The sequence below is a fragment of the Paenibacillus sp. VCA1 genome, from assembly GCF_031583795.1.
Classification (GTDB): domain Bacteria; phylum Bacillota; class Bacilli; order Paenibacillales; family Paenibacillaceae; genus Paenibacillus_AQ; species Paenibacillus_AQ albilobatus.
The window spans coordinates 111,207-123,504 of record NZ_JAVLSX010000011.1 but is presented as its reverse complement, the minus strand read 5'-3'; the positions used below and the strand labels follow the sequence as shown (position 1 = coordinate 123,504).

The following is a 12,298-nucleotide window of genomic DNA, read 5'->3' as shown; positions in this document are numbered from 1 at the left end:
GCAGGAACAGGTGAATTGAGAGTGAGCAAAAAAAGAGTATTGTTATTATCTGAAGGCTTCGGTGCTGGACATACTCGAGCTGCGTACGCACTCTCAAGCAGTCTACGCAAACTCTCACCGAATGTTCAGACGAAAGTCCTTGAACTTGGAAGCTTTTTGAACCCAAAGGTCGCGCCCTTGATCATCACCGCATACAAAAAAACCGTGCTTACGCAGCCCAAGCTGGTCGGCATGATGTACCGCCATCAATATAACAAGTCATTGAACCGTTTTACGACGCTTGCGCTGCACCGCATTTTTTATACGCATACGAAAAACGTCGTTCATCAGCTGCGCCCGGATATCGTCGTATGCACGCATCCGATCCCGAGCGCCGTTATATCGCGGCTGAAACGGCTCGGAGAGCAAATTTTGCTGTGTACGGTCATCACGGACTATGACGCCCACGGAACGTGGATCAGCCCCCAGGTCGACCGTTACCTGGTCTCCACCCAAGAGGTGCGGGCGAAAATGATCCACCAAGGCGTACCGCCGTCCCGAATCAAAGTGACCGGCATTCCCGTTCACCCGAACTTCTGGGAGCATCCCGGAAAGGACGAAATCCGCGAGAAGTTCAAGCTGAAGGATATGCCGACGGTCATGGTCATGGGCGGCGGCTGGGGCATCATGAACGACGAGGTTATCAACGACTTTTTGATCCGCTGGAAGGATCAGGTCCAGATTCTGTTCTGCCTCGGCAACAACGAAAAAGAGCGGAAAAAGCTCGAACAGGATCCGAGATACAACCATCCCAACATCCATCTGATCGGGTTTACGCTCGAAGTCGACAAGCTGATGGAGGTGTCGGACCTGCTCGTCACGAAACCGGGCGGGATGACCTGCTCGGAAGGCTTGGCGAAAGGCATCCCCATGCTGTTCCACCATCCCCTTCCCGGGCAGGAGGAAGAAAACTGCCATTATTTCACTGCACAGGGGCTTGGCGAGCCGATCGCGTCGCTGGATACGATCGTCAAATGGATGGACAAACTCGTAGGCGACCTGGCCGGAATCCGGCAGCGGCGGGAAGAGCAGCTGACAAGCATCGCCAGGTACCGCCCGATGGAAAGCGCGCATAGCATCATCGAGATGCTGGAATCGAAAACGGTGCCCTCTTCTTGAAGAGTGGCATCGTTTTTTTGCGTATGCGTATAAGAAACCATCTATCGAACGTACTATCACAGAAGACAGTTCGCGCTAAGCCGATATTTTTCTTGGGATATAAGGAAGCCATCGCTTCGATACTTATACTAAGTCTTATATCTTAAAAAACCCCGCAAAACGGGATATTTAGCCTGAGGGCCAATCGCTCCGCTTTGCAGGGTTTACCCGCTCCGTATTCCTTTATTAAAAGCCGCATGAAACGGCAGCGACCGCAAAACCGTCGTTATTGCTGCGGCTCCTGAGGCTTGTCCTGCATGCGGTAAGCGTCCAGCCTGTGTTCCTGGTACCGCTTCAGGGCGTCTTCCCCGACGATCGCCTCGCAGCGGTGGATGTTCACGCCTTGACCGTGGAATTTCGTTTCGTATTCGGTCATGACATGCTGCTCATTGGGGCCTTCCCGGTGTAGGTTCAGCGAGATGTTCGTCATTTGCAGACCGAAATCGGCAAACGCATTCAACGAAAATTCAAACAGCGTCTGGGAGTCGGTCTTCAGATGAATCTCCCCGTTGCGGTTCAGCAAGCGCCGGTATTTCTCCAAAAACCGCGGATGCGTCAAACGCCGGCGGGCATGTCTGGCTTTCGGCCAAGGATCGCTGAAATTCAAAAAAATCCGCTCGATTTCGCCTTCGGCGAACACATCCTCCAAAAATTCAACATTCGCCAGCGCGAGCCGCAAATTCGGAGGCGTTTCGACATCGCGCTCGGACCAGGCCAAACGGGCTTTTTCGCTCGCCCGGCGAATCAATTCATCGTACATGTCGATTCCTATAAAATTAATGTCCGGATAACGGAAGCTCATCTGGCTGATGAATTGCCCTTTTCCCATGCCGAGCTCCACGTAAATGGGACGATCGTTGCCAAATAATGCGTGCCATTTTCCTTTATGGGACCGGGGATCGAGAATCACGAAGCCTGCCTGCGCCTCCAAATTCTCCCGGATTCCTTTTCTGCCGCGTAAACGCATTTCATACCTCCACTTTCATGACTTTGATATCCGCGCAGGTATTGGCGGACAGCTTACTTGCAATATTGTGCCGAAGATACAGTCAAATGTAAAGAGCATCCCCGGAAAAAAGAAAAAGAACCCTGGCCTCCCGGCACGAAAGCCGAGGGGCGCAGAATTCCTTTTCCAAATCTATTTGGAATTGGGGTCCAACGAATTCTTTGTTGTTAGTCTAACCTATCTTGATACTGAAAATCAAATGTCTTTTCGAACGCTTTGCGAATTTTTCGGTAAGCCTCCGCTTTAATCTCCGGATTTCCGTTAAATTTCACGCCCGTCAACGCAAGCGCCTCCTCCGGAGTCAACTCCACAGCAATTTTACCCTTTCCTGAAGCCTCTGCGGTTAAAAAACTCATCATGATCACCTCACGGATTATGGTTGCCGAGATCTGTTTCTTTTATGAAACCGTACTGATTTTTACCCCTAACGGGATCGCGTGACTCCCACTTCCAATATAACATTTCATGTAAGTTATTTCAATAAATCTTATGCCCGAACCGGGCGCAAAATGACCGGCGCTCTCCCCCTCATACCCTTCCCCGAATTTTTTTGCTACAATAGAGCAAGCAGCAAGGCACATTCGGCTTTTCCCTTTGCTGATTTGCCAAAAAGGAGTACATACCCCAATGCATTCGAGAACAGCCAGCTCCCCGCTTTTATGGGGAGATAAACGATTTCATACGTGGAATTACGAAATGCGCGGCGAGTTTGACGAAAAGGTGTTCAAGGTCATGCTCGACGCCGGCTTCACCTGCCCGAACCGGGACGGCACGATCGCCAGAGGCGGCTGCACGTTCTGCAGCGCGCGCGGATCGGGCGACTTCGCCGGCAAACGCCGGGACGATCTTGTGACCCAATTCAATGAAATCCGGGACAAGCAGCATCTGAAATGGCCGAACGCCAAATACATCGGATATTTCCAGGCCTATACCAATACGTATGCGCCGGTGGAAGTGCTCCGGGAATATTACGAAACGATCCTGGAGCAGCCCGGCGTCGTCGGCTTGTCCATCGCGACCCGCCCCGACTGCCTGCCGGACGATGTCGTCGAATATTTGGCGGAGCTGAACCGGCGGACGTACCTGTGGGTCGAAATGGGGCTGCAGACGGTCCACGACTCCACCTCCGAGCTGATCAACCGCGCCCACGATACGAAATGCTTCGTGGACGCCGTCGCCAAGCTCCGGAAGCACGGGATCCGGGTATGCGCCCACATCATATACGGCCTTCCGCAGGAAACCCATGAAATGATGCTCGAAACCGGATACGCCGTCGCGAACATGGACGTGCAGGGAATCAAGATCCACCTGCTTCACCTCATGAAAGGCACGCCGATGGTGCGCCAATACGAAGCCGGCTTGCTTCGTTTCCTGGAACAGGACGAATACATCAAGCTGGTCGTCGACACTTTGGAAATGCTGCCGCCGGACATGATCGTCCATCGCCTGACGGGCGATGCGCCGCGCAAACTGCTGATCGGCCCGATGTGGAGCCTCAACAAATGGGGCGTGCTCAACGCCATCGACGCCGAGCTGAAAGCTCGGGACACCTGGCAGGGCAAATATTGGAGGAACGCGTAAATGGGATTTCTGTCCGTGCTCAGCTTCGCGCAAAAGCAAATCGAAGGCCGCCTGCATCCCGGCGACCTGGCCGTCGACGCCACGGTCGGCACGGGAGCCGATACGCTGTTCCTCGCCAAAGCAGCCGGGCCTAAAGGCAGCGTCTTCGGCTTTGACGTTCAGGCGGAAGCGCTCCGGCTTGCGGAGGAACGTTTGTCCCGGGAGCCGGCCGGCATCCTGGCTTCCGTCTCCCTCTTTCTTGCAAGCCATGCGCTGATGAAAGAATACATTCCCCCGGAGTTTCGGGGACGGATCGGCGCCGTCATGTTCAATTTGGGTTATCTGCCTGCGGCGGATGCCGACAAACGCATCATTACGACAACCGACAGCACGCTTGAGGCGCTGGAAGCCGCGATTGCCCTGCTTCGCCCGAAGGGGATCGTCACGGCGGTGCTTTACCCCGGCCATGACGGGGGAGCGGCCGAAGCCGAGGCGGTCGAGGCCTGGGCTTCCCGCCTGCCGCAGGAAGCGTGCCAGGCGGTGATGTACAGGCAGCTTCAACGAAGCGACGCCCCGTATGTCATCGCCATCGAGAAAAAGCGGTAAACCGCGAGTGACACATCCAAACATGTGCACCTGAACCTATAGATAAAGGATCTTCAAATCCAAAAACAGGCGGTTTGAATCAACAAAGGATTTGGCAAAAACCAAATCATCAGATTATTGACCATGAAAGGAAGATGCAGCTATGACACAACCGTATCCATTATTGTTTCAACCCGAATTCAAAGAACGCGTATGGGGCGGCCGCGCCCTCGAACGTTTCGGCCTGACCCCACCGGAAGGGCATATCGGCGAAGGCTGGATGATCGCCGATCATCCGAACGGCACCACCACCGTCGTCAACGGCGAGCTTGCCGGAAAAGGCCTGGACCAAATTCGCGAAGAGCTGGGCAAGGAATGGTTCGGCAGCAAGGGCTTCTCCGAGAAAAACGGACGTTTTCCGCTGCTGATCAAACTTCTTGACTGCAACGACAACCTGTCCGTGCAGGTTCACCCGACGGATGACTATGAAGGCCTTCCGAAAGGCGAGCTCGGCAAAACGGAAATGTGGTACGTGCTCGACGCCAAACCCGGCGCTAAAATCATCTACGGCCTGAAGGACGGCGTGACCCGCGAAAGCATGAAAGCGGCGCTCGAAAACGGAACCGTCATGGATACGCTGCGCGAAGTATCCGTCGAAGCCGGAGACACGTTCTACATTCCGGCCGGAACGGTGCACGCCCTTTGCGCAGGCGTCGTCGTGGCCGAAATCCAGCAAAACTCGGATACGACCTACCGCATTTACGATTATGACCGTCCGGGCCTGGACGGCAAGCCGCGCGAGCTTCACATCGAGGATTCCTTGAACGTCACCGCGTTCGAAGGCTCCGGCGCAACAACGATGAAAACGGGCGGCCTGGGTGCCGGAGAATGGCTGCAAATCGCCAAATCGCCTTATTTTATCGTGGAAAAAGGCATCGTGGACGGATCCTGGAATTTGAACACGGCGCCGGAAAGCTTTACGATCCTGGTCGTATGCGATGGCAGCGGCAAGCTGGGCTGGAACGGAGGTTCCATGGAAATCAAGGCAGGCCAATGTTTCCTTCTTCCGGCCAACCTGGGCGCATATACATTGGAAGGAAAAGCTACGGTGCTCCGTTCTTATTTGCCTGAATAATCCAAAGCATGACGTATTCGAAACCCTCAAGCGGAGATATCGCCTCCGCTTGAGGGTTCCTACTAGGATAACGAGGGAGTGATGGCGTTTGGTTGAGCAAACCTTCACGATGACTGACCCGCACGGGACGAAACTTCATGTCTATCAGTGGCTTCCCGATCCGGAGGCCGAAATCGTCGGCATCCTCCAGATCGCCCACGGCATGTGCGAAACGGCGGAACGCTACGCCAGGTTCGCCGCGGCGTTGACCGGCAAGGGATATGCCGTATATGCCCATGACCAGCGCGGACACGGCTTGACCGCCGGTTCGCTCGAACGGCTTGGAGACGTCGGGGAGAACGGTTTTCAGTTCATGGTTCAGGATATCGTCCAGCTCGGTCGGCTGGCGAGAGCTCAGCATCCCTCCGTTCCCTTGTTCCTGATGGGGCACAGCATGGGATCCTTTCTCGTGCAAAAGGTGATTTTGACGGAAGCGGACGGGTACGACGGTTTCATACTGTCCGGCACCAACGGTCCGCGGGGCATGCTTCGGGCGGGCCATATGCTGGCCTCTCTGCAGCGCTTGCTGCAGGGGGACACGCATCGCAGCCTGATGATGAACGCCATCGTGTTCGGCGGATTCAATAAGGCTTTCTCCCCTAACCGCACCCGGTTCGACTGGTTGTCGCGGGACCCGGAAGAAGTCGACCGTTACATCGAAGACCCCTTCTGCGGGGCTATTTGCACGGCAAGATTTTTCCGGGATTTCTTCGCCCTGCTTCAGGAAATCCAGCACCCGGACGGTTATCAGGGCATCTCCAAGCATAAGCCGATTTACCTGTTCAGCGGGGATCAGGATCCCGTCGGCCTGAAGGGCCAGGGGGTCCGCCGCCTCGAAGCGGTTTATCGCAGCCTGGGCCTGGCGGACGTGGAATGCCGGCTGTATCCGGAAGGACGCCATGAAATGCTGAACGAAATCAACCGGAACGAGGTTACCGCGGACGTGCTCGATTGGCTGAACCGCCATAACCCGGCCGGATCGTAAACGATGCTTGAGTAGGAAGAGATCTTCCTGATCCATACGCAAAAACGCTCTCGGCTCCATAAAGTTCGACTTTATGGGCGAGAGCGTTTTTTATTCGTCAGCGGATCATTTTAGCGCCGAGCCGGCCGATTCCAGTTCCATCGTGTAATGGACCGGCTGCTCGCCGTCGTCCTGCTGGTACAGGACCATCAAAAGCTGCTGGGGCAGCGTTCCTGCCGGCGGATCTCCCGTACCTCCCGCAAGCACGTCTTCCAGCTTGAACGGAAGCACCTCCAGAACGGCATGCTTTTGCAGCTCCCGCTCGCCGATCCCAAGCTCCGCAAAGCCGCCGGATACCGCCTCCGGATGGTCCAGCACCCGGCGCATCAGCGCGCTCCATTCGTCTTTGCCGATCGGATCGTCCCACCAAATTTTGCGCGGCTTGTATTTATGGTTCAGGAAATAATCCAGCTTCATCAGGCCAAGCGCCACGTCCATGCGTTTGATGCCCCTGAAAGCAAGGAACGCGCACAGGCGCGTGAACAGATCCTCCAGCTGGTGGCCGATTTTTTGCCAGCCCTGCCCTTCCCAATAATCGCCGAACTCCTGGAAAAAATCGAACGGCGAATCGAACTCATGTCTCATCAAATAGTTCAGCGTGTGATCCATCCGGTGCGCGTTCCAATATTTCTCCAGCACGTCCTCCAGCCTTTTCAGCCGCACGATGTCTTCGAACGGAAGCTTGTGGCTGCCGAGAATCTCGTAAGGAGCTTGATCCATGTAAGTATAATCGTATTTTTCGGCGTCCCGTCTGAGGCCGGTACCGCGCAGCATTTTCAGGAAGCCCAGCTGCAGCTCCTCGGGGCGGAGGGCAAACACGTCGTTGAAGGTTTTGCGGAACGTGTCGTAGTCCTCCTCCGGCAGGCCGGCGATCAAGTCCAGATGCTGCGCGATCCGGCCGCTGTTCTTAATGATGTTGACGGTTCGGGACAGCTTCTCGAAATTTTGCCGGCGTTTGACCAGCACGTTGGTCGGATCGTTTGTGGACTGCACCCCGATCTCGAAGCGAAAAATGCCGGGCGGCGCGTTGTCCGCCAAAAATTGCAGTACTTCGGGGCGCATGATGTCGGCCGTAATTTCGAACTGGAAAATGCAGCCGCGGTTATTTTCGATCAGGAACTTGAACATTTCCATGGCATAGCTGTGGTTGATGTTGAAGGTGCGGTCCAAAAACTTGATCACTTTCGCGCCGTTGTCGATCAAATAGGTGATATCCGATTTGACCCGCTCGATGTCGTAATAGCGGACCCCGTTTTCGATGCTCGACAGGCAGAACTGGCATTGGAACGGGCAGCCCCGGCTGGTCTCGAAATAGACGATGCGTTTGCCGAGGTTCGGAATGTCCTCCGGAAAGCGGTGCGGGGACGGAAGCGAGTTCAGCTCGCTTTTCGGGCGGGGCGGGTTGATGATAACCTCCTCCCCTTTCCGGTAGGCGATACCGTAGACAAAATGGTATTTCCGGTCGCCTTCGATCACTTGCAGCAGGTGGTGGAACGTTTCCTCGCCTTCCCCCATCACGATAAAATCGACGCCTTGCGCGCGCTCCATCCAATGCCCCGTGTCATAGGACACTTCGGGACCGCCGAGGATGATTTTCACTTCAGGCATAACCTTCTTGACGATGTCGATGACCCGGAGCGTCTCCTCGATGTTCCAAATGTAGCAGGAGAAACCGATGACGTCGGGGCGTCGCTGAAATAAATCCGAAACGATGTTCATGACCGGATCTTTGATCGTATATTCCGCCAGCTCGATATCAAACTGATGCTCGCTGTAAGCCTTCAGCAGGCGGATCGCCAGCGAAGTATGGATGAATTTGGCGTTTAAGGTCGATAAAATGACTTTCATGGATTCACATTCCTTCTATTATTCATAATCGCCGTCATAGCGTCCGTCTCCATGCTCCTTGAAGAAGTCCAGAAACGGCTTGCCGTATTTGCGGAATTTCACTTCGCCGACGCCTTTTACTCTCAGCATTTCTTGTTCGGTCTGCGGGCATACCACGCTCATCTCGCGAAGCGTCGCGTCGTTGAAAATGATATAGGACGGCACATGTTCCTTCTCGGCCAGCTCGCGCCGGATCAGGCGCAGCTGCTCGAATACCGTCTCGTTGACGGCCGATGGCGAATAGTCCGCCCTCCGCGAACCGGAGGCGCGGCCTCCTGCGGCGTCCCCGGCAGCCGCTTTGGCCGGCAGGCGCTGCATCACTTTCCGCTGCCCTTTCAGCACTTCGGCCGCCAGCGGCTGCAGCTTAAGCACCGGGTACTGCCCTTCGGAGAGCGACAAATACCCTTCCGAGGCCATCACGTTGATGATCTCCGATATTTCTTTTTCGGTCCGGTCCGCCATCGCGCCATAGGTCGACAGCTCATCGAAACGGTATTGAAGCACTTTTTTGTTGCGGGAGCCCTTCAGCACGGCCGCCACCATGGACACGCCAAACCGTTCGCGCATGCGGTGGATGCAGGAAAATATTTTTTGGGCGTCGATCGTCATGTCGACCAGCTCGCGTTCATCCGTGCAGGAGCTGCAAATGCCGCATGGCTTGTCCTCATGTTTTTCCCCGAAATAATCGAGCATGGCGCTGCGCAGGCAGCGCGTCGTATAGCAGTAATCGACCATCTGCTGCAGCTTGCGGTAGTCGTTGGCTTTTCGCTCCGGATCTTGCGGATTTTGCTCGATCAGAAACTTTTGCGTCATGATGTCCTGGGCGCCGAACAGCAAAATGCATTGGCTCGGTTCACCGTCGCGCCCGGCGCGTCCTGCCTCCTGGATGTAAGCCTCCATGTTTTTCGGCATATTGTAATGGATGACGTACCGCACGTTCGATTTGTCGATCCCCATCCCGAAAGCATTGGTCGCGACCATGACCCGGATATCGTCGTACAGGAAAGCCTCCTGGCTTGCCGCCCGTTCCTCGTCGCTCATGCCGGCATGGTATCTCCCCGCGGCCAGCCCGTTGCTGCTCAATCGTTCGTACAAATCGTCCACGTCCTTGCGGGTGGCGGCATATACGATTCCGGGTTGATGCGAATGTGCTTCGGCATACTTCATGACAAAATCGCGTTTGTTTTCCCCCCGCAGCACCGACATGGCCAAATTATCCCGGCTAAGTCCCGTAACGAACACTTCAGGCTCGTCCAAGCGCAGCAGCCGGATCATGTCCTCCGTGACCTCCGGCGTCGCCGTGGCCGTAAAGGCGGCAACCATCGGCCGCTTCGGAAGGTTTTCCACGAACGGGGCCACCGCCAAATAACTCGTCCGGAAATCATGCCCCCACTGCGACACGCAGTGCGCTTCGTCCACCGCCACGCAGGAAATGGACAGCAGGCTCATCTCCTCCCGGAACCAGTCCACCTCCAGCCGCTCCGGCGCGACGTACAGCAGCTTCAGGTCCCCGCGTTTGGCGGCACGGATCCGTTCGTTCACTTCCTTGCCGCTCAGCGTGCTGTTGATGTACGCAGCCTGAACGCCCATCGCCGTCAGCGCGTCCACCTGGTCCTTCATCAGCGAGATCAGCGGCGAGACGACCAGCGTCAGGCCCGGCAGCATCAGCGCCGGAATCTGGTAGCAGATCGATTTGCCTCCGCCCGTCGGCATGATGCCCAGCGTGTCGTTTCCTTCCAGCAAACTGAGGACGATCTTTTTCTGGCCTTCCCGGAAATCCGGATACCCGTAATAGGTTTGCAGCAGCTGCTGCGCCCGTTCCATCGTCATCGTTTCTACACTCATATATTTACGGACTCCTAACGAAATCTAGTAAAAAACTCATTTCACGCACTTTCAAAAATAGAAAAAACCTGCACATGCGGTCATCTTCAAAAAGCCTTTACTTCTAAGTTTACCGAGGTTTGCGGGATTGAGCAACCGCTAGGATTGTTGCCGGCAAGACCCCGCCGCAAGCACAAAATACCCTTACATCGTAAGGCCGATGGCTTCTAAGCCGATCGGGTAATTTTCCGGGAGCCCCGAAATGATAAAAGCCGGCTCCGCCGGCTCTGTCACTCAGGTCAATTGTATTATACGTCTTTTATATCATCCGCAGGTTCTTCCCCAGCCACGTCCCACCGATTGCGGTGCTCTTCAAGCCGCGGATGCAGCCGCTTCGGCCGCTCCGATAAAATAAGCCGCAGCTTGGCGATCCACTCGCGAAAAGAGGAATAAGAAGCAAACAGGTTCGCCATATCCGGAGTCAGGTACAAAAAATGGGGCGCAGGGTATTTATCCGTCAAATGGCGCAGGGCGGTATCCATCGGGGTATATTTTTTGCGTTTGGCTTCAAATACCTCGATCACGGCTTCGGAACGATGCTCAAGCTTCCAGCTTTCAAGCCGCCGCTCGCGTTTGTAAAAAGGCGCCACGGGAGCTTTCAGCATACGTTTGGCGGTTTCTTCATGCAGCGGATACAGCACGAACCGCGAAAACCGGCGTTCCTCCGCCGTTTTCTCCGCCCCCAGCAGCTCATGGTCGGCGATATCCTCGAAGGCGTCGTAAAAAATCAGCGTTCCTTTGACATGTTCATCGGGAGGCTCATATCCGAAGGGTACCGTCACGGGAGAGCGCTTCATGCTTCCGCATCCTCCAGATGCTCGCGGCAAAACGCTTCGATCATCCGCACCTCGTCGTCTTCCAGATCGAAATCAAGGTAGCGGTCCGTGGATTTTTCGTACAAATCGTATTTTACGAGACGGCCGCCTTCTTCCCGTTCATTGTAAATGGCACGGACGTACAGGCCGTTTTCCGAGTACAGCTCGTCGTCCTCCGGAACTTCGACGTCCAATTTGTATTCATAACGTTTGCCCTCCAAAATGCGAAAAGGGTCTTTGATATGTTCCACTTCATATTCGGTAATCGTCAGCATGCATGTCATCCTTCCTAAGCTCTTGGCTATGATTGCCGTTTCACAGGCGTTCCTTCTTATTCTAACAGAGATGGAGGCGGAACATGCGCTTTTATCAGCCTGACGTTATATCCCCTGCCAGGATGGCAATACGTGAGCGACGATGGATCGGACTCCCTCTAATCGATCACCGGAATGCGTTCCGGATGCGCAAGCAGGTCGAACATCAACCCGATTTGAGCTTCCGTATTCCGGCTGCGCGACAGGTTCGGCAATTCGTCCCGCCCAAAAAACCGCACGGCGCTTGTTTCCACGCCTTCCCGGGCCGTTCCGCCGGTAATTTCGCACTGAATGAACATTTTATAGACATGATAGGGAGCGGGCGGATTATGTTTGTGATTGTCCATCACGGCCAGCAAACGTTTTGCCTTTACTTCGTAGCCGGATTCCTCCCACACCTCTTTGACCGCGATTTCCGTCGGCGACAGCAGCAGATCGGCCCAGCCGCCCGGCAGCGACCAATCCCCGTCTTCCTTCTCCCGTACAAGCAAAATCTTCCCATCCTGAATGACGACGCCGCGGATGTCAACTTTCGGCGTGGCGTAACCCTGTTCTCCGGCAAAAAGCTGCGTCAGCTTTCCGGTTTCCACTTCCGTGTATTCCGCCATGATTTCCAGGCTGAGCTCGCGCAGCTGTTCATACCTTTCCTTGTCGTATACATCTTTGGCATAAGCCAGGCCGGTCTGCGCGATCCCTTGAATCCGTTTGGCCCAATCCAGCCACTTTAGCGATGTCTCCATTTCCGAACAGGCTCCTTTGCAAAAAAATTTCGGATTTTATTGAGAAAGATTATCACTATCAAATAAGTTTATGATACAATCATGTTTAGATCGCAATCTACACCAACGGTAA

General features: G+C 54.9%; 12 protein-coding genes. 5 read left to right on the top strand and 7 right to left on the bottom strand.

Annotation, left to right across the window (positions count from 1 at the left end):
* Nucleotides 1-21: 21 nt before the first annotated feature.
* Nucleotides 22-1,158, top strand: a complete 1,137-nt coding sequence (locus RJP21_RS23570) for an MGDG synthase family glycosyltransferase (protein WP_310861484.1) — start codon at nt 22-24, stop codon at nt 1,156-1,158.
* 265 nt (nt 1,159-1,423) lie between these two features.
* Here RJP21_RS23570 and trmB read toward each other — a convergent pair whose 3' ends face one another.
* On the bottom strand, nt 1,424-2,164 hold the full coding sequence (gene trmB / locus RJP21_RS23565) for a tRNA (guanosine(46)-N7)-methyltransferase TrmB (RefSeq protein ID WP_310861483.1): 741 nt from the start codon (nt 2,162-2,164) through the stop codon (nt 1,424-1,426).
* 206 nt (nt 2,165-2,370) lie between these two features.
* On the bottom strand, nt 2,371-2,559 hold the full coding sequence (locus RJP21_RS23560; protein ID WP_160042806.1) for a hypothetical protein: 189 nt from the start codon (nt 2,557-2,559) through the stop codon (nt 2,371-2,373).
* 271 nt (nt 2,560-2,830) lie between these two features.
* On the opposite strand from RJP21_RS23560, the gene mnmL reads away from it, so the two are divergent.
* The 4 genes from mnmL to RJP21_RS23540 all read left to right on the top strand — a co-directional run bounded on the left by mnmL (nt 2,831) and on the right by RJP21_RS23540 (nt 6,507).
* Nucleotides 2,831-3,784: a tRNA modification radical SAM protein MnmL/YtqA gene (gene mnmL, locus RJP21_RS23555; RefSeq protein WP_160042453.1), complete on the top strand. Its 954-nt coding sequence runs from the start codon at nt 2,831-2,833 to the stop codon at nt 3,782-3,784.
* Nucleotides 3,785-4,369 carry a tRNA 5-(aminomethyl)-2-thiouridylate-methyltransferase MnmM gene (gene mnmM, locus RJP21_RS23550; protein ID WP_310861482.1) on the top strand — a complete coding sequence of 195 codons (585 nt, stop codon included), beginning with the start codon at nt 3,785-3,787 and terminating at the stop codon, nt 4,367-4,369.
* A gap of 142 nt (nt 4,370-4,511) precedes the next feature.
* On the top strand, nt 4,512-5,483 hold the full coding sequence (locus RJP21_RS23545; RefSeq protein ID WP_310861481.1) for a type I phosphomannose isomerase catalytic subunit: 972 nt from the start codon (nt 4,512-4,514) through the stop codon (nt 5,481-5,483).
* An 88-nt stretch (nt 5,484-5,571) separates the two neighbouring features.
* Nucleotides 5,572-6,507, top strand: a complete 936-nt coding sequence (locus RJP21_RS23540; protein WP_310861480.1) for an alpha/beta hydrolase — start codon at nt 5,572-5,574, stop codon at nt 6,505-6,507.
* Between the two features lie 105 nt (nt 6,508-6,612).
* Here RJP21_RS23540 and RJP21_RS23535 read toward each other — a convergent pair whose 3' ends face one another.
* The 5 genes from RJP21_RS23535 to RJP21_RS23515 form a co-directional block, all read right to left on the bottom strand.
* On the bottom strand, nt 6,613-8,394 hold the full coding sequence (locus tag RJP21_RS23535; protein WP_310861479.1) for a B12-binding domain-containing radical SAM protein: 1,782 nt from the start codon (nt 8,392-8,394) through the stop codon (nt 6,613-6,615).
* Nucleotides 8,395-8,412: 18 nt separating this feature from the next.
* Nucleotides 8,413-10,278 (bottom strand): DNA helicase RecQ, encoded by a 1,866-nt coding sequence (gene recQ, locus RJP21_RS23530; RefSeq protein ID WP_310861478.1) that lies wholly within the window; start codon nt 10,276-10,278, stop codon nt 8,413-8,415.
* A 287-nt stretch (nt 10,279-10,565) separates the two neighbouring features.
* Complete coding sequence (locus RJP21_RS23525; RefSeq protein WP_310861477.1) at nt 10,566-11,114, bottom strand: hypothetical protein; 549 nt, start codon at nt 11,112-11,114, stop codon at nt 10,566-10,568.
* Nucleotides 11,111-11,407 carry a DUF6509 family protein gene (locus RJP21_RS23520; protein ID WP_160042465.1) on the bottom strand — a complete coding sequence of 99 codons (297 nt, stop codon included), beginning with the start codon at nt 11,405-11,407 and terminating at the stop codon, nt 11,111-11,113. The genes RJP21_RS23525 and RJP21_RS23520 overlap by 4 nt, the downstream gene beginning before the upstream one ends.
* A gap of 158 nt (nt 11,408-11,565) precedes the next feature.
* A complete protein-coding gene (locus RJP21_RS23515) occupies nt 11,566-12,186 on the bottom strand; it encodes an NUDIX hydrolase (protein WP_310861476.1) in 621 nt (206 codons plus the stop codon).
* Nucleotides 12,187-12,298 lie beyond the last annotated feature (112 nt).

Excerpts from the sequence above, each read along its gene's own strand:
- trmB (WP_310861483.1), bottom strand. The coding sequence starts at position 2,164 with ATGCGTTTACGCGGCAGAAAAGGAATCCGGGAGAATTTGGAGGCGCAG.
- RJP21_RS23560 (WP_160042806.1), bottom strand. The coding sequence starts at position 2,559 with ATGAGTTTTTTAACCGCAGAGGCTTCAGGAAAGGGTAAAATTGCTGTG.
- mnmL (WP_160042453.1), top strand. The coding sequence starts at position 2,831 with ATGCATTCGAGAACAGCCAGCTCCCCGCTTTTATGGGGAGATAAACGA.
- mnmM (WP_310861482.1), top strand. The coding sequence starts at position 3,785 with ATGGGATTTCTGTCCGTGCTCAGCTTCGCGCAAAAGCAAATCGAAGGC.
- RJP21_RS23545 (WP_310861481.1), top strand. The coding sequence starts at position 4,512 with ATGACACAACCGTATCCATTATTGTTTCAACCCGAATTCAAAGAACGC.
- RJP21_RS23535 (WP_310861479.1), bottom strand. The coding sequence starts at position 8,394 with ATGAAAGTCATTTTATCGACCTTAAACGCCAAATTCATCCATACTTCG.
- recQ (WP_310861478.1), bottom strand. The coding sequence starts at position 10,278 with ATGAGTGTAGAAACGATGACGATGGAACGGGCGCAGCAGCTGCTGCAA.
- RJP21_RS23525 (WP_310861477.1), bottom strand. The coding sequence starts at position 11,114 with ATGAAGCGCTCTCCCGTGACGGTACCCTTCGGATATGAGCCTCCCGAT.
- RJP21_RS23520 (WP_160042465.1), bottom strand. The coding sequence starts at position 11,407 with ATGCTGACGATTACCGAATATGAAGTGGAACATATCAAAGACCCTTTT.
- RJP21_RS23515 (WP_310861476.1), bottom strand. The coding sequence starts at position 12,186 with ATGGAGACATCGCTAAAGTGGCTGGATTGGGCCAAACGGATTCAAGGG.